The following is an 18011-nucleotide window of genomic DNA, read 5'->3' on the forward strand; positions in this document are numbered from 1 at the left end:
ATTTCCATGAGTCTTGCAAGCATTTCGACAAGGAGGGGCGAAGCCATGATCACGATATATGATATTGCCCGGAAAACCGGGTTGTCGCCTACGACCGTATCGAAGGTGTTTAATGGGTATTCCGATGTTAGCGAGAAGACACGCCGCAAAATTCTGGATACGGCCGAGCAGCTTGGTTATGTGCCGAATGCGCATGCGCGCTCCCTCACGACCAAACGCTCATGGACGATCGGCATGCTGTTTATCGAGCCTTCCGGTGCGGGGATTCTGCATCCGTATTTTGGCGGGGTGATCGAGAGCTTTAAGCAAGTGGCGACTTCAAGGGGCTACGATTTGATGTTTATTTCCAAGGACATCGGCGGCAAAAAAAACGGGTACCTGGAGCATTGCAAGATTCGCGGCATCGACGGGGTTGTCGTGATTTTGCCGGACGCGGCTGATCCCTATTACCAGGAGCTGCTGGATTCGAGCCTTCCGTGCCTTCTGCTGGATCAGGAAACCGCCCAAAAAAGCACGATCTGCTCCGATAACGCGGAGGGAACCCGGCTGGCGGTGGAATACTTGCATTCACTGGGACACCGGAAGATCGCGCATATCGGCGGCGGGCCGACGTTTGCCGGGGAGCAGCGGCTGGCGGGCTATCTGCAGGCGATGGAACGGCTGGGGCTGCCGGTTCATCCCGGGTATGTCGTGCAAGGAAGCTACGATTTTACGGTCGAAAGCGGCAAAAAAGCGATGGAGGAACTGCTTCAGGCCGAGGAACTGCCGACCGCGGTGTTTGCTGCCGGCGACAATTTGGCCGTAGGCGCCATGATCGCGATCAAGGCGCATGGGCTTAGCGTACCGGAGCATATTTCCATCGTTGGCTTCGACGATATCCAAATGGCGAAATACTTAACGCCCGCTTTGACCACGGTAAGGCAAAATACATATTTGCTTGGCAGCAGGGCCGCCGACATGTTAATCTATACGATAGAAGGCGGGGCCGGTATCCAAAGCGATTGTGTTCCGGTGGGGCTGGTCGTTCGCGATTCCTGCCGTGCGCTTTAAAGCCAGCTCCATTTTTTTTCGAAAAAATCGAAACCGGTTTCGTTCCTTTTCGCAATCCGGATGACGGTATGGCCGTAGTTGTGCAGAACGAAAGCGAAGCGGCGCAGTCCTTCGTCCTGGAGCTGGGCGGGGAAAACGTTACGGAAACTTTGCCGGCGCACTCGATCGCCACTTACATTATTAAAGGTTAAATCGGTCAACACGGAGGGATATCTGCATGTCTAATTATTCTTTTGAGCAAAATGCGTTTGTGATTGAACAGTTTGATCAGGCCAAGCCGTTTTCCAGCTTTCTGCCCGGCCTGGCCGGTCTGAAGGGGATTCCGATGTGGACGTTTTACGTTAACCGCGGTCAGGGGGTGTGCAGCTTCGGCATCCGGGACAAAAACAGCCCGATCATGGAGTTTTCCCCGGCGAGCATTACGTATCAGTCAGTAGCGATGAAGGGGTTCCGGACCTTTGTGAAAATCGCGGGAAAAAAGGGAGTTTACGAGCCGTTTCAAAGCGCGTTCCCCGATACGGCGGCCAAACGGAGCATGCGGATCCTGCCCAACGAGCTTGTAATCGAAGAAGCGCATGAAGCGCAGGGGCTCAAGGTAAAAGCAACTTATTTTCACATTCCGAATGACGATTACGCCGCACTGGCGCGCAAGGTGGAAATTACGAATATATCCGGCTCGCCGCTGAAGCTGGAGCTGCTGGACGGGATGCCGGAGGTGCTGCCGTACGGCGTGGAGAACGCGGGCTACAAGGAGGTCGGCAATCTGCTGCGCAGCTGGATGGAGGTCGGCAACCTGGACCGGGGCATCCCTTATTACCGCGTCCGCTCCAGCACGCATGATGAGGCGGAGGTCAGTGAGGTGCAAAGCGGCCATTTCTATTTGTCCTTTGGCGATGACGGCGGGATGCTGCCGACGATTGCCGACTTCGAGCTCATCTTCGGCGGCAACACGTCGCTCGCCCACCCCGCCCGCTTTGCGGCGGAGCCGCTCGCGGAGCTGACCGCGCAGCCGCAGTACTGCACGAACAAGGTGCCGTGCGGGTTTTCGGCCCTGTCCGCCGAGCTCGCCCCGGGGCAGAGCCGCTGCCTTTATACGCTGATCGGGCATATCGACAGCGTCGAACGGCTGAACGCGAAGGCTCCCGCGATCACCAGCCCGGTCTACTTCGCGCAAAAATATGCCGAAGCCAGTGAGCTGACGGAGAGCCTGACCGCGGATATCGCCACCAAAACGGCCTTGCCATTATTCGACGCTTACTGCCGGCAAAGCTATCTGGACAATTTCCTGCGCGGCGGGTATCCGTTTATTTTTGAAAACGGGCGGGAAGGCTTCGTGATTCATCTGTATTCCCGAAAACACGGAGATCTGGAGCGGGATTACAACTTTTTCTCGATCGCCCCGGAATATTATTCGCAAGGAAACGGCAACTTCCGCGACGCCAACCAGAACCGCCGCAGCGACATCTATTTCAATCCGCGCGTCGGGACGTTTAATATCCGCATGTTTTTCAGCCTGATTCAAGCGGACGGTTACAACCCGCTCGGCGTGGAAGGCACCAGCTTCCGGGTTCCGGCCGCTAACAAGGACGCGCTCACCGCTTATCTGGACACGGCAGCAGCCGGTGGCCGGGAAGAGCTGGCCGAGTTGTGTCTGGGCAAATTTACGCCGGGCAAGCTGATCTCGTTCGTGAATGGGCGCGGCATCGCCTTGAGCGTGGATGAAAACGAGTTCCTTACCGGGATTTTATCGCTGGCCGATCAACACATCGAAGCTTCCTTCGGGGAAGGATACTGGTCGGATCACTGGACGTACAATATGGATTTGATCGACAGTTACCTGGATATTTTTCCGGACCGCAAGGAATGGCTGTTGTTTGAGGAAAAAGAGTACGCCTTTTTCGACAGCCCGGCCCGCGTGCTGCCGCGAAGCGAGAAATACGTCATCGCCGCGGGCGGCGTCCGCCAATACGGCGCGCTGGTGCATGACGAGGAGAAGCTGGAGAAATTCGGGCTGACGTTAAAAGACACGAATTGGCTGAAAACCGGCCACGGGACCGGCGAAATTTACCGCACCAACTTGTTCGTGAAACTGCTGTCGCTGGCGCTGAACAAGTTCGCCACGCTTGATCCGTTCGGGATGGGCGTGGAGATGGAGGCCAACAAGCCGGGCTGGAACGATGCGATGAACGGCCTGCCGGGTCTGTTCGGCTCGGGGATGAGCGAAACGTTCGAGCTGAAACGGCTGTTGCGGTTTATCGAAGCGGCGTGCGCGGAGGAGGGCGCGGCGGATCGCGAAATCGCCGTGCCGGAGGAGATCGCGGACCTGCTCGCTGAAGTGGCGCGGCTGCTTGCGGAGCACCTGAACGGATCGCTGGCGCAGTTCGATTACTGGGACCGGGTCGCCGCGGCCCGCGAGCGGTACCGGGAGGCGATCCGCTTTGGCATCGCGGGGAGCGAGCGCACGGTGCGGCTTGGCAACCTCGGCGGGACGCTGCGGTCGATGCTCGAGAAAATCGAGCGGGGCATCCGCGAGGCCATTCGGCTCGGCGGCGGGCTGACGCCGACGTATTTTGCTTTTGAAGCCGCGGAGTACGAGCCGGTGCTGAACGGACAGGGCGAGCCGGTTATCAGCGGCTACGGCCTGCCGAAGGCGCGCGTGAACAAGTTCGCGGCTCGGGCCTTGCCGCATTTTCTGGAGGGCCCGGCCCGCTGGCTGAAAACGGTGGAGGACGTGAACGAAGCCAAGCAGGCCTACGAAAAAATCCGCGGCAGCGATTTGTTCGACGAACGGCTGGGCATGTACAAAACCTCGGTTAGCCTGGGTGGGGAATCCCATGAGATCGGGCGGATTCGCGCCTTTACGCCGGGCTGGCTGGAGCGGGAGTCGGTATTTTTGCACATGAGCTACAAATACTTGCTTGCGCTGCTCAAAAGCGGCCTGACGGAGCAATTTTTCGCCGAGCTGCGCACATCGCTGATCCCGTTCCTCGATCCGGTCGTTTACGGCCGCAGTACGCTGGAAAATTCATCGTTTATCGCGACGAGCGTTAATCCGGACCCGGCGACCCACGGCCGCGGCTATGTCGCCCGGCTCAGCGGCTCCACCGCCGAATTCCTCAGCATGTGGACGGCGATGATGGCCGGAAAACGCGTCTTCCGCATGAGCGGAAACGAGCTGGTCCTGGCATTTAACCCGCTGCTGCCCGGCTGGCTGTTTGACGAACAGGGCGAGATCTCGTTCCGGTTCCTGGGCACGACGGACGTAACGTACGTCAATCCGCAGAAGAAAAACACGTACGGGGCCGATCGTGTGGAAATCCGGCGGTTGACCGTGTTGAAACGGGACGGAGCCCAGACTGTGGTCGACGGCCCGGTCACTGCCGGTCCGCTGGCTGAAGCGGTCCGCAATGGCCAGGTTCAGCGCATCGAAATCGAGCTGGGTTAGCGGTTGGATGTGAAAGGGCTGGGGAGTCCCGGCCCTTTCTACATTTCCGGCAAGGGGGATGGTAAGCCAAACGGCAAGCAGAGCGGCCAAGGTAAAGTAAAGACCATGCGATGATGCTTGAATTACAGCTCTGCTTTTGCTAAGATATAGAACGAACGTTCAGTATAGAAGGGGGTGTTCCTGATGAACAAAAAGCTGCAGCAGACCCTTGAAACCAAAAGGCGGATTACCGACGCGGCCAAAACGCTGATTTTTAACAAGGGGTACAAGGCGACTTCCATTGAGGATATCGTGGAGGCCTCCGGCAGCAGCAAAGGGAATATCTACTACCATTTTAAGAGCAAGGAAGGCTTGTTCCTGCATATTATCGAGGAATGGGATGAGGAATGGGAGCAGCGCTGGAAAGAGAAGGAGCACTTGTACCCTACGGCAACGGATAAACTGTACGGGATGTTCGACCAACTGGCGCTTGACGAGTTGAATCATCCGATTTCGAAAGCAATCGATGAATTTGTCAACAGTGAAGATCTGGCTGAAGACGTAAAAAGCAAAATGGCGGAGATCTTTGCAAGCCATTTCGCTTTCAATAAAGAACTGCTTCAGCAGGGTATCGCTGCAGGGGAGTTTGCGCCCGGCGACGCGGAAACCCTATCCGTTGTTCTAGAAAGCCTTCTGGCAGGGTTAAGCCAGACGACCCGGGTCGTTAATATCGAGGACGTACAGCGCTTATATCATGATGCGGTTACCGTGTTTCTTCGCGGCATAACCCCGAGATAAACTATTTTTTTGCCGGAATACAGACCGAACGTTCAGTATATAAAAACAATAAACTGCATTTTTATTTATTTGGAGGAAACCTATATGTCATTGTTGATTAGAAATAACGGGGCGATTCTGCTGCTCATGATCAACATTTTCCTGGTTTTTACGGGAATCGGGCTCGTTGTTCCGATCATGCCAACTTACATGAACGAACTTCATATCAGCGGCAGCATCGTCGGCATGCTGGTCGCCGCGTTTTCACTGACCCAGCTGGTGTTCTCGCCGTTTGCCGGCCGGTTGTCCGACTCGCTTGGCCGCAAAAAAATCATCATCGCCGGAATGCTTGTTTTCGCCGTGTCGGAATGGCTTTTCGGGGCCGTTAGCTCCCCGGTGCTGCTGTTTGCGGCGCGAATGCTGGGAGGCATCGGGGCGGCGCTCATTATGCCGGCCGTTATGGCCTACGCGGCGGATGTCACTACGGGCGAAGAAAGAGCCAAAGGGTTGGGACTGATCAACGCGGCCATTACGACCGGCTTTATTATCGGCCCGGGGATCGGCGGCTTTATCGCCGAATTCGGCATCCGCATGCCTTTTTATGCCGCTGCCGTTGCCGGACTTATCGCCGCTGTGGTAACGACCGTTTTGCTGCCCGAATCGCTTAACATTGCCAAGCAGCGGCAGGAAACGGCGGAAAACTTGCCGCAGCCGAAGCAAGAGAGCCTGCTCGTGCAACTGCTTCGTTCGTACCGGCAGCCTTATTTTATCAGCCTGATTATCGTTTTTGTGCTGTCGTTCGGCGTATCTAATTACGAAACGGTGTTCGGCCTGTTCGTCGATCATAAATTCGGCTTCACGCCGCGGGATATCGCCATGATCATTACGTTTGGCTCCATCTCCGGCGCCGTCGTGCAAGCGACGGTGTTCAGTGCGATTCTGAACCGGTTTGGGGAGAAACGGGTGATCACCATCAGTTTGATTACGTGCGGGCTGTGCATCCTGCTGACCTTGTTCGTGCACCAATATTGGCTGATTTTCCTGGTGACGTTCCTGGTGTTTTTGTCCATCGATATTGTGCGGCCGGCGGTCGGCACGCAATTATCCAAAATGGCCGGGGATCAGCAGGGATACGTCGCCGGTCTCAATTCGGCTTATACCAGCCTTGGCAATATCGCGGGCCCGTTGGTCGCCGGTTACTTGTTTGATATCAATATCAATTATCCGTACGTCTCCGCCGCGATCGTCCTGATTCTCTGCTTTTTCTTGGCGCTTAGGCCCGTTTCGGGCCGGACCAGCGGCACCGCAGCGCGGCAGACGGCGGATTATGAACATTAATATAAAGCTCGCGATTGCATAGCATTTGTGGCAAAAAAAGCCGGTGTGGACAAGGAAACGGTCCGCCGGCTTTTTTATTTCATGAATGTGTATTTACATTTTTCAAAAAGAGGACTATACTCATATCAGAAAGTTGCACTGAGGAAACTTTACTGTATAGAGGCAAATCCCATGTGCATTTAAGGAGGGATTGACATGATAGAGCAAGGTGTTGTACAGCAACAACCGGCTAAAATGGATCATAAAGCGAAAAAAACAACGGCATCCGCGCATGCCGCACTCGACGGGAAGGTTAAGGGGCTGAAGCGTCTGCTGCCCTTTCTGGGCCCGGCGTTTATCGCCGCGGTAGCCTATCTTGATCCCGGGAATTTTGCGACCAATATTACCGCCGGTTCCAAATATGGATATCTCCTGTTATGGGTGATCGCCGCCTCCAACCTGATGGCGGTGCTGATCCAGACGTTATCCGCCAAGCTGGGCATCGCCACCGGCAAAAATTTGCCTGAGGTTGCGCATGACCGGTTTCCCAAAGGCGTTTCGATCTTTTTGTGGATTCAGAGCGAACTGGTCATCATCGCCACCGATTTGGCCGAATTTATCGGAGCGGCGTTGGGGCTTTACCTGTTGTTCGGCATCCCGATGCTGCCGGCCGCCATTATCACCGCGATCGGCTCGTTCGCGATACTGGAGCTGCAGCGCCGGGGCTACCGTACGCTTGAAGCCGGCATCGCCGGCATGGTGTTGATCGTCGTATTGGCGTTCGCCTTCCAGGTAGTCGCCGCCAAACCAGATCTCGGCGCGGTAGCCGCGGGCATCGTCACTCCGCGTTTTGAGGGCGTGGACAGCGTGCTTCTGGCCGCGGGCATTCTGGGCGCTACCGTGATGCCCCATGCGATTTATTTGCATTCTTCGCTGACGCAAAACCGGATCGTCGGCCGCAACGAAGCGGAGAAGAAGAAGATTTTCAAGCTGGAATTCATCGATATCGTGCTGGCCATGATTATCGCCGGAGCGGTCAATATGGCGATGGTTATCGTCTCCGCGGGGCTGTTTTTCAAAAACGGGCTGGTGGTCGAGGACCTTGACGTTGCCTTTCACCAGTTCGCGCAGCTGTCCGGACCGGTTACCGCCATATCCTTTGGGCTTGGCCTGCTGATCGCCGGCCTGTCCAGCTCTTCGGTAGGCACGATGGCCGGGGACGTGGTGATGCAGGGATTCATCAACAAGCGGATCAATTTGTATCTCCGCCGGGCCATCACCATCGTACCGCCGCTGGCGATCATTATTTCGGGTATTAATCCTACCAGCGCGCTTGTGTTGAGCCAGGTCGTCCTCTCGTTTGGCATCGCTTTTGCCCTGATTCCGCTCATTATGTTTACTTCAAACCGGGACATTATGGGCGGTCTGGTTAACCGGCGTTTCACCACCGTCCTGGGATGGCTGATCTCCGCCTTGGTCGTCGGCCTGAATCTGTTCCTGTTGACGCAAATGCTGTTGTGAGTTCAGCTACGGATTATTGTTTGTTTCCTGCGAAAAAAGCCCGCTTAATACATGCAGGATTCCCTGCGCATACGGATATGGAGCAACCCGGGAATAAAGCGACTTCGCTTCCCGGGTTGCGTTTTGCAGCAGGTACCCGTGTTTTACCGCTTTTAACATTTCAAGATCGTTCCCGCTGTCGCCGAAAGCGATCGTTCTTTCGAAAGGAACTTTTGTGGAGGATATTAGAAAGTCCGCTACCGTCTTTTTCCCCGTTCCTCTTGGTATAAAATCAACGTCATAAGCCCCCTCGGGATCGCCCGCTTTCGGATTGCAAGCATTGAGGTTGAGCCCAATCCCCTGGTTAAAGGCCAATTGCCTGATGATAGTCAAGTCGTATGCCGTTTTCGTTGGCGACTCGGCATAGTAATAATAGTTCATTTTGTAGCGGGCTTGGCCAAACTGGGTTTGTTCATGCAGCCGGATGCCGTATACCGACTTAAGTTCGCTGACCATATCTTCCACGGCATGGCGGGAAAAGCCCGACAGCCGGATGATCTTCTCCCACGCTGAGCTATGCCGGAGTTGCCCATCAGGCTCCACCTGCCAAAGCTCTGTGCCCAGGTTGCTGCCGATGAAATGGGGAAGGTATGACAGACCGGCCAAAGTCATTTTGTGCTCAATATGCGAGAGGCCGCTTCCGGTTGCAAAGCCGATTTTGACCTGGTGACGCCAGGCAAGCAATTGCAGATATTCCTCCAGTTCTTGCAGCATCCGAAGCTGCTCCGGTGTTCGTTCATGGGGATAATAGGTTTCGTCGAAGTCAAACAAAATGAGATGATGTGTTTCCTGTGCGGTTTGAAATGTGCGCATGGTTCTATATACTTCCTCCCGGTAAATGGATTAGACTTAGGATACATGCCGGGAACGTTCCCAGGTCAATAGCTTAAAAAAGGAGTGGTTTTTATTCCGACCATTCACGATATTTCCCGCCATAGCGGGGTCTCCAAATCGACGGTATCCCGAGTCCTAAACGATCATCCTCACGTTTCGAAAGAAAGCCGGGATAAAGTGATGCGGGCCGTGCGGGAGCTTGAATACGTCAGAAATGCGCGAGGTGTCCAGCTTCGTCTGCAGTCGAATCATATGGTCGGCGTGATTGTCCCCGATTTGAACCGCCCTTATTTCAGCGAACTGGTGAGTGTGCTGGGCAAATCTTTCAGTGAACATGGCTTGAAGGTGGTCGTCCATCAGACGTATTTTTCGCGCGAACAGGAACGGGAAGTGTACGGCAAATTGGCTCGCCGGGAAATGGACGCGGTCGTTATTACGCATTCTCTTTTTTCGGAGCGGGAGGTCAAAGAACAGGTGGGAACCCGGGTTGCCCTGGTTTGCAACGAAACATTTCCTGGGGAATGGCTGGATGTGTTTGCCTTGGATGAAGCAGACGCCATTTATCAAGCCGCAACCCATTTGCTGGCCAAAGGGCGGCGTCACCTGATTTTCTGCATGGATCACCGGACGCCGTTGCAGGACAAAAGGTGGGAAGGGTTTAAGGCCGCCCATCGTCATTTTGGACTTCCGTGTACGGAGGCGCAAAGCTTCAGCGGCGTCCATCAGGTTCAGGACGGCTATGCGCTTGGGCTTGAGTTGTTTGCTTCTGCGAAAAAGCCGGACGGGATCGTGGCCGGAAGCGACGAGGCGGCGGCCGGTTTTCTGCGCGCGGCGAAAACTTGCGGTGTCATCGTTCCGGAGGAAACGGCCATCATCGGCTTTGACGACCATCCGATCTGTCTGGTGACCACGCCAGAGCTGACGACGGTTCAAAACCGGATTGCCGAAATGGTCCGGGATGTTACGGAATGCTTGAACCGGAGGCTGCGGGGAGAAGCGTCCGCGCCGATGTTGCGATCTTATAAAGCCGTGCTGGTTGGGCGCGGTTCGTCGTGAAACACTTGAGCTGCGGCTTTGCGCTTTGTCTCTCTTGGCTGGCTATTATCGGCATCGTCATTGGATTTATCCAATAGAATTGGAAATTTGGTGGAAAATATAGTGGTTAGATTGGATATTTTCCAATAGAGCGAGCTCCGCAGGGTTCAAAACGGGCGAATTGAGCGAATTCTATTGGACTTTTCCAATGGGAGCTTCAAATCGCATTCGATTTCCCCTAATCTATTGGATTATATCCAATGAGAGCATGAACGCGACTTAATTGTGCCCGCAACGCAGTCGTGATGCGCAGGTATCGACAAGAGGAGTAGAGGATCAGGAAGCTAAGGGACACCAGAGCCGTTATTTGCGGAAAAACGAAGGTTTGCAAAATGTAACGGACACAGATGACCTTATTTAGCTCAAATCGGCCCGGGTGAACCGGTTTAGAGCGAAATAGCGTCAACTGGGTCCGTTAGGCTGGGAAATACCCGGGAAATAAGCGAATAAGGTCGCTGGAGTCCGTAAGAGTAGCGTCCAAAGTTTTGAAAGAGCCGAAGTCCTCGGTGCTTCTGCTCATGAGGATTAAGGGCTCCGCCTACATCATATAATTAAGCGTTTACAGCACAAAGCCGCTCTGCAATGTCGGGTATTCAATTGCAAATATGAGGAGGTTATCATGTGGTGAGAACGTATCGATGGCTGTTCACGCTGATCGTCATCCTGTCTGTCGCGGCGGTTCCGTTCACGGCTTCAGCCTATCAAAATCCGCGAACCTTGCCGGATGAATGGGAGCAGTATGGGCTCGGGGATCCCTATGTCCTGAAATTTAACGGTTATTACTACTTGTATGTGAGTACGAGAGATACGGACGACGGGGTCAAAGTTTGGAGCTCCCGGGACCTGGTGAACTGGAACTATCGCGGACTGGCCGCGACGGACCCGATTACGCACGGGGCCTACGCGCCTGAGGTCATTTACTGGAACGGAACGTTTTATATGTATACCTCACCCGCTGGGAACGGCCATTATGTTCTTAGCAGCACAAGTCCAACCGGTCCGTTTCAAGTTGTCACCGGCAATCTCGGGAAATCGATCGACGGCCATGTCTTTATTGATGATGACGGCTCGTTCAGTTTTTACCATGCCGCTCCAGGCCGCATCGACGCCGCGCCGATGAGCAGCCCGACCGCTATTGGGGCAAGCGCATCAACGGGAGTTGGGATGGGGGGCTGGACGGAGGGGGCGACGGTCTTTAAGCGCAATGGAAAATACTATATGACTTATACCGGAAACCATGTGTTCAGCAAAGGGTACCGGGTGGACTACGCGGTGAGCACGTCGGGGCCGAGATCAGGGTATGCCCCGGACGGCCTTAATCCCGCTTTAATCAGTACGGAGGGGCCAACGGTGGGACTTGGACATAATACGGTGGTCGTTGGTCCGGATCTGGATACGCATTATATGCTTTATCATAATTTGGAGGGGCCGGGCATTGTCGGGCCGCTGCGCCATTTGAACATGGACCGGATCGTTTGGAACAATGACAGGATGATGGTGCTTGGCCCCACGGCGACACCGCAGCGCGATCCGGAAATGCCGGATTTCTACGACTATTTTGACCGTTCCGCGATCGGGAGCAGCTGGGCCAATGTGGGCGGCGGCAATTGGGGCATTTATAATCAGCAGTTAATGTGGCAAAATGCGCTCGGCAATACAACCTGGTACAAACAGGTGACGGCGGCTGCCAGCACGGCGGATTATACGGCCGAATTCAACATGAAGGAAATGAACCGGGGGACCTCCGCCAATCCGAAATTCGGCGCTGTATTTTCCTATACGGATGAAAACAATTACGGCGTAGCGCTGCTCAGTTCGAAAAATAACCGGCTGGAGACGTTTTTCCGTATAGGCGGTGTGGATCAAGCTTGGCAGACGTTCCCTTTACCGGCCGGCTTCGATTATTCAAAATGGCACAGCATTCGTGTCGAAAAGTCCGGATCCACGTTTAAGTATTTTGTGGACGGCATGCATAAAGGGACGCGAACCGCTAATTTGGGAGCAGGCAAAATCGGCGTGATGACGGAAGATACGCATGCGGATTTCGGCTTTGTCGCCTTAAGCAACGACGTCAACGGTAGCAGCGCCTGGGATGCTTATAAACCGGTTCCGGGCACGATCGAGGCGGTTCACTACATGAAAGGTGGGGAAGGAACCGCCTATCACGACACGACGGGAAATAATATAGGCGGCGCCTACCGGTCCGATGCCGGCGACATCCGGCAGAATAGCGAAGGAATATTTAATTTAGGCTGGAATCAAACCGGAGAATGGTACAAATATAAAGTGAATGTGGCGGCCAGCGGTTACTACGATATCGACTTCCGCATGGCCACGACGATGAACGGCGTGCAAATCCGCGTGTGGGACGGTGCCACGGATTTAACGGGCCTGATCGATGTGCCGAATACGGGCGATTGGGAAAACTGGCGGACCGTCTCGAAGCAAAGGGTGTATCTTAACGGCGGAGAGCGGGAGCTGAAAGTGGAATTTGTCACCGGCGAAGCGGATTTTTCACGAATGACGTTCCATAAACACGCCGCCGTCCCGGCGGCAAGCGATCATTTCGATGACGGCAATGACAACGGCTGGACCCGCTTCGAAGGCACGTGGGCGGTGGAGAACGGGGAGTACAGTTCGGGCGGATCGGGGCCGGCCAAAGCCGTGTTTGGAGATGCGGGATGGGCGGATTATACGGTGGAGGCCGATCTCAAGATGATCGATTCCGGGGGCGACGCGGGGCTGCTCGTTCGAGTGTCCAATCCTTCGCATGGCACCGAAAGAGGCCAGAACAACTTGGATGCCCTTCAAGGGTACTACGTCTATTTAACGACAAGCGGAGTAAACCTGGGCAAAATGAATTATAATTGGAAGTTTCTCGCCGGCTCCGCGCAGTCGTATTCCACGAATACCTGGCATCATATAAAAGTTGTCGTTAACGGCACGAACATCAAAGTGTTTGTGGGAGATATGGCGAGTCCGAAAATCGACTACACCGACACCAGCTTGAATCCGTTCACGCACGGCAAAATCGGGGTAAGAACCTTAAACAAGCATGCGCATTTCGATAACATTTCGGTGTCACAATGATGACAAAAAGCCTGCAAATAAATTGCAGGCTTTTTGTACGATATGGTGCCAATCACCCATGATGCAAAGACGTGGACGTGCAACCTTTCGCCTTGTTTAACGGGTGTAAACGCCCCGGGTATACTGTTCGGGAACATCCACCTTGTGGGCAACCGCCTTGATCGCGTGGAGCGCCCAGTACGGATCGAGGAGCATACTGCGGCCGACCGCGACCAGATCGGCATCGCCATTGGCCAATGTTGCTTCGGCAAGATGCGGATCGTCAAGTTTGCCGACCGCGATAACCGGGAGCTTCAAGGCTTCGCGGTAAGCGCGTGCGAACGGCACCTGATAGCCGGGGTGGTTGGCCGGTTTAGATTTTCCTGGAGGCGCTTCACCGCCGCTGGACACGTGGAAGATATCCGCACCGGCGTCTTTGTATCGCTTGGCGATAGCCAGTGAATGCTCCAATCCGTAGCCGCCGTCCATATATTCAACGGCCGATATCCGCATGATCAGCGGCATGTCCTTCGGCATCACGGAACGCGCCGCTTCAATTACCTCAACACCAAAGCGGGCCAAATCCTGTCCATATTCATCAGTACGGTTGTTGATACCGGGGGAGTGGAACTGATGAATCAGATAGCCATGCGCGCCATGTAGTTCAATGACATCAGAGCCTGCCGTAACGGCTCGGCGTACCGCTTCTTTGAACTTGACGACCATGTCCTTGACCTCGGCCGTTGTCAACGCTCTTGGCGGATTCAAGCCTTCTTCTCCGGGAACAGGCAGGTCTGAAGCGCTCACAGGCTGAGCGGCATCTTCGGCTTTCCGGCCAGCGTGTGCAATCTGCACGCCGATTTTGGAACCATGCTTGTGCACCTCATCAATGATTCTGGCAAATGCAGGGATTTGTTCGTCCGACCATAACCCCAGATCGCGGTTCGTAATCCGGCCATCCGGCTCCACATCGGTCATTTCCATAATGATGAGCCCGGTGCCGCCGACAGCGCGCGACACGTAATGAACGAAATGCCAGTCGTTCGGAATACCGTCCTCCGCGTCAACCGAATACTGACACATCGGGGGCATCACGATTTTATTTTTAAGCTCAAGTCCTTTGAAGGCTACAGGGGTATCCAAATTTGCCATCTCTTTGCTCTCCTTATCCTTAAATGTGTTGTAATTTGTAAATTAATCATAAAAGCTATTCATGAGTCACACAATGCAACATCTTGGTTTTATGAGAAGCAAATGTGATAGATCTTGCTTTTTTGGGGATGGCGGGATTATAGTAGATAAACAAAACCATAATCCTTAAAGAAGGTGGAGTGTTGCTGACACTTGAAGCAAACCGGACGGAAGCAGCTCCGGCACTGGCATACATTGGGAGAGTTAGTGGCAAACCGGAATGGAAGTTTCCTGCCCATCAACATGAAGATGTTAGTGAAATTGTGTTTGTCTCCCATGGCGAAGGCGTCATGAAAATCAACGGAGTGCCTTATGCCGTGAAAGCGGGAGATTTGCTCATATATAACCAGGGTATTATTCATGAGGAATGTTCTTCGCCGATCTGTCCGCTGGACATGTATTATTGTGGGGTGATCCGGTTGAACAACGAGGGTTCTGCGCCGGTTACGCTGATTCCCGAGAACGCCAGCCCCTATGTCCACACCGGGGAGAACGCCGGGCATATCGGATCTTTGTTTGCCATGCTGTATACCGAATCAGAGGAGCAGGCAGAAGATTATGAGCTGATTTGTTCCAGCTTGCTTGTGGCTCTGATCACTTTGATTCGGAGAATGGCCGCAACCGAAAACAAACCGTGCAAGAACGATCCTGATGCTCTCGCCGTCTCTCTCAAGAAGTACCTGGATGAACATTATTTATACCATCTCAGCCTGAACGATATCTCGCAGTTTTTTCATATGAACGCCTACTATCTTTCGCATGTATTCAAGAAAAAATACAATGATTCCCCGATTAATTACATGTTGCGCCGCAGAATGGGGGAGGCCAAACGGCTGCTGGTCAACACCGATATGAAGATCAAGGAAATTGCCGATTTTCTTGGGTATGAGAATCCCAATTATTTCTCAATTTTGTTCACGAAGACGATGGGGGAATCGCCCACACAGTATAAGCGCAGCGAGCGGAGAGAACGGATTGATTTGCCGCGGGCCTGAGACAAAGATATTTCGGCGATCTTATTGAGCCGTGAATAAGATGATGATATAGTTTTCTCAACAACAAGGAGGCTGTTTGCAAATCAGCAGGTATATGATACCTACAATAATCATCCGGTACACCTTAAGTATGTCGAGGAGCGTTGGAATAAAAAGGTCAGTCGTTTTCAGGAGATTGATCTGGTATCGGTATGATCACTTGAAGCAATAAATAAGCTCTTGAATTGTCTTTAGGACGATTCAGGAGCTTTTTTATGTGGTATGATGAATAAAGTAAAGACACAGATTTGTCACATTATCCATCGACAACGGGGGGGCACGGGATCATGAAAAGCTTGAGGGAGGTTCTTTTTAACGATAAATACCGGTCTTTGTTCTATCGTTTGTCCGCCGCGCTGGGCCTGTTGGTTGTGCTGGCCGCTTTAGGTTTTGTTATTTTTAACAGCGCTTACAATCATCTTCAGCAAAAGGCCAAGCTGGAGGATTTAAGCACAAAATCGGAAACACTGTTCAAAAATTACTATAACAATTTATTTCAAGATATGGACAAGAAGTCCGTCGATCTATCCAATAACAAAAAATTGATGAATATATTAAAGGGCACGGAACAAGGCGGGAACATCAGCCTCACCGACATTATCAATAGCGGCGCCGACTTTTGCTGCATGGTATCCATCGATATCTACACGCGCGATCAGGCGTTTCGTTACAACCATGGCCAAATCGTAAATATCCCGCTGATGAGCGATGACGAATGGGCGGCGAGCAGAGCGGACATCATAAAGGGCACTTATTGGAGAATAGATGACACTGCCGCCGGTGCCTCCTCGTCTCCTCCGGCGGTGCATATCCTGCGCAGCATTCCCAATATCGCGGCGGATCCGATCGGTTTTATCAAAATCAATATAAACAGCCAGTCGCTTTTCCAAAACCCGTTTCAGAGCAGCCAGCGGGAAAAGATGTGGTTGGAATCGCCCTCGCATCGATTATTTTCGTTAAGTACGGGGCAACTCGATCAGCAGGCCATGGCCAGTGTTCTCCGGTTCGAGCCCAGTTCTTCCGACTCCATTCAATTGGACGGCAAAAATTACTTTTACGATGTTTTGCCTGCCCGGTTATCGGGATGGAATTTTGTTTATGCGGTACCCGAGGGGAGCGTAACGAATGGTAATGGGATCTATTTCGGTTCCGCCCTTTGGCTTGCGTTTTTCCTTCTGTTTATCATGTTAATTTTCTATACGTTCACCCTGATGCGCAGTGTCTTCGGAAAAATACGCACGATTCAAGAAGTCGTGGGGAGCTCGAACGTTACGGGCGTCAAGAACGGCAGAAGTTTTTCCCTTAACGTGTTAATTAACAGCGTAGCCGCTTTGAAAGAGCACCGGGAAAATATCGAATGGATGTATCGGAAAAATATCCCGATCTTGAAAAAAGCCCTTTGTTATCGGCTGCTTCATCACGATCGGGGGGAATGGCCGGATATTCAAGAACAGATGGGGCAACTCGGATTCACGTTTTCCACTTCCCTGTTCTCGGTCATTTTGTTTCGCATCGATAAATATTATGACTTTTTGCAGACTTACAACAAGGCGGATCAAAGCTTGCTGCGCTTTTTTGCTTATAAAATGGCTGAAGAGATGGGCGGTCAGTCCTTCAAAGTTTTGATGTGGAATACCGAAAGCCGGGATATCGTCATGATCGCCAACGCCCTCGTTCCTATGGAGGAAGAAGTTTTCAAAGCCCAACTTGAAAGCGCAATCAATTCGATCGTCGTCCAAATCAACAGTTATTTGAAAATTACCATTACCGCCGTGATCGGCCATCCGGTCCAAGATGTTCGGCATATTCCGGATAGCTGGAATCGGGTCGGCAATTTCATGGAAAGCAAAAGATATGGCGGCGGCTGTCACGTGCTGATGTGCTGGGATCAAGACGCTGAAACGCCGTTTTTTGCAGATATGCTCGAAATCTCGCGGGGGCGGAAAGACGCCTTGCTTCAAGCCGTCAAAAGCAACGATATTCGGCAAATCGATGAAGAACTGGAGCGGACGAAGTTGTTTTTGGAGTCTTTGGACGGTTATCCGATGATGTTTGTTCAACAGTTGTTGATCGATTTTGTGATGTCGGCCGCCTATGCGTTGATGGAGATGGGCTCGAAGCTGCAGGTTGAAAAAGTATTCGCGGAGATGCATTTGGCCATGCAGCGCATCGAAAGCATTGAGGAAGCCGTGGCCTGGTTCAAGAACAAGCTGTCCTATTGGCTGGAAACCATGGAGGAGGAGCGTTCCGATCACACTGGATTAATGTCGCATGTGCTTGAATACGTGAACGCCAATTACGACCGGGAGATTTCGCTTGGCGGCATCGCTGCCGAATTGCAGCTGAGCATCGCATATTTAAGCCGTTTGTTCAAAAAAAGCACCGGCAAAAATTTCATGGACTACTTGATTGATTTACGAATCGAACGGGCCAAGCAAATGCTGACGGATTCGCCGGAGACGGTGCAGCGGATCGGAGAGAAAGTCGGGTATATAAACACCCAAAGTTTCATTCGTATCTTCAAAAAAAACGTCGGCGTAACGCCGGGCCAATACCGGGAAAGCAAAACCCGCGAGACCGTAAAGCGCTTGGATACGGGAAAAGTCTACTAGCAAAAATCATTCATCTTTCAAAAAAGGTTCATCCGCCGAAAGAAAGAC

12 protein-coding genes are annotated in these 18011 nt (G+C 52.9%); 10 read left to right on the forward strand and 2 right to left on the reverse strand.

What is annotated here, in order from left to right:
- Nucleotides 1–6 precede the first annotated feature (6 nt).
- The 6 genes from EHV15_RS20315 to EHV15_RS20340 all read left to right on the forward strand — a co-directional run bounded on the left by EHV15_RS20315 (nucleotide 7) and on the right by EHV15_RS20340 (nucleotide 8089).
- Nucleotides 7–1050: a LacI family DNA-binding transcriptional regulator gene (locus EHV15_RS20315; protein WP_281281650.1), complete on the forward strand. Its 1044-nt coding sequence runs from the start codon at nucleotides 7–9 to the stop codon at nucleotides 1048–1050.
- The gene (locus EHV15_RS37915; RefSeq protein WP_281281651.1) at nucleotides 1002–1241 is read left to right on the forward strand and encodes a glycoside hydrolase family 30 beta sandwich domain-containing protein; all 240 of its coding nucleotides are present in this window, start codon (nucleotides 1002–1004) and stop codon (nucleotides 1239–1241) included. The genes EHV15_RS20315 and EHV15_RS37915 overlap by 49 nt, the downstream gene beginning before the upstream one ends.
- Before the next feature lie 26 nt (nucleotides 1242–1267).
- Nucleotides 1268–4495, forward strand: a complete 3228-nt coding sequence (locus EHV15_RS20325) for a cellobiose phosphorylase (protein WP_128632804.1) — start codon at nucleotides 1268–1270, stop codon at nucleotides 4493–4495.
- A 183-nt stretch (nucleotides 4496–4678) separates the two neighbouring features.
- Nucleotides 4679–5272, forward strand: coding sequence for a TetR/AcrR family transcriptional regulator (locus tag EHV15_RS20330; RefSeq protein ID WP_128632805.1), 594 nt, complete (start codon nucleotides 4679–4681; stop codon nucleotides 5270–5272).
- 84 nt (nucleotides 5273–5356) lie between these two features.
- On the forward strand, nucleotides 5357–6589 hold the full coding sequence (locus EHV15_RS20335) for an MFS transporter (protein ID WP_128632806.1): 1233 nt from the start codon (nucleotides 5357–5359) through the stop codon (nucleotides 6587–6589).
- Nucleotides 6590–6823: 234 nt separating this feature from the next.
- Nucleotides 6824–8089 (forward strand): Nramp family divalent metal transporter, encoded by a 1266-nt coding sequence (locus EHV15_RS20340; RefSeq protein ID WP_218571278.1) that lies wholly within the window; start codon nucleotides 6824–6826, stop codon nucleotides 8087–8089.
- Nucleotides 8090–8095: 6 nt separating this feature from the next.
- Here EHV15_RS20340 and EHV15_RS20345 read toward each other — a convergent pair whose 3' ends face one another.
- A complete protein-coding gene (locus EHV15_RS20345; protein ID WP_128632808.1) occupies nucleotides 8096–8941 on the reverse strand; it encodes an HAD-IIB family hydrolase in 846 nt (281 codons plus the stop codon).
- 84 nt (nucleotides 8942–9025) lie between these two features.
- On the opposite strand from EHV15_RS20345, the gene EHV15_RS20350 reads away from it, so the two are divergent.
- Together EHV15_RS20350 and EHV15_RS20355 are read left to right on the forward strand one after the other, a co-directional pair.
- Nucleotides 9026–10018 carry a LacI family DNA-binding transcriptional regulator gene (locus tag EHV15_RS20350; protein WP_246061703.1) on the forward strand — a complete coding sequence of 331 codons (993 nt, stop codon included), beginning with the start codon at nucleotides 9026–9028 and terminating at the stop codon, nucleotides 10016–10018.
- Nucleotides 10019–10681: 663 nt separating this feature from the next.
- Nucleotides 10682–13147, forward strand: a complete 2466-nt coding sequence (locus EHV15_RS20355; protein ID WP_246061704.1) for a family 43 glycosylhydrolase — start codon at nucleotides 10682–10684, stop codon at nucleotides 13145–13147.
- A gap of 96 nt (nucleotides 13148–13243) precedes the next feature.
- Here EHV15_RS20355 and EHV15_RS20360 read toward each other — a convergent pair whose 3' ends face one another.
- Nucleotides 13244–14278 (reverse strand): NADH:flavin oxidoreductase/NADH oxidase, encoded by a 1035-nt coding sequence (locus EHV15_RS20360; protein ID WP_128632809.1) that lies wholly within the window; start codon nucleotides 14276–14278, stop codon nucleotides 13244–13246.
- A 182-nt stretch (nucleotides 14279–14460) separates the two neighbouring features.
- Here EHV15_RS20360 and EHV15_RS20365 point away from each other — a divergent pair, with 182 nt between their 5' ends.
- On the forward strand, nucleotides 14461–15312 hold the full coding sequence (locus EHV15_RS20365; protein WP_128632810.1) for a helix-turn-helix domain-containing protein: 852 nt from the start codon (nucleotides 14461–14463) through the stop codon (nucleotides 15310–15312).
- A 326-nt stretch (nucleotides 15313–15638) separates the two neighbouring features.
- The gene (locus EHV15_RS20375; protein ID WP_128632811.1) at nucleotides 15639–17963 is read left to right on the forward strand and encodes a helix-turn-helix transcriptional regulator; all 2325 of its coding nucleotides are present in this window, start codon (nucleotides 15639–15641) and stop codon (nucleotides 17961–17963) included.
- The last annotated feature ends 48 nt before the right edge of the window (nucleotides 17964–18011 follow it).

The sequence above is a fragment of the Paenibacillus oralis genome, assembly GCF_003863965.1.
In the GTDB taxonomy this organism is placed as follows: domain Bacteria; phylum Bacillota; class Bacilli; order Paenibacillales; family Paenibacillaceae; genus Fontibacillus; species Fontibacillus oralis.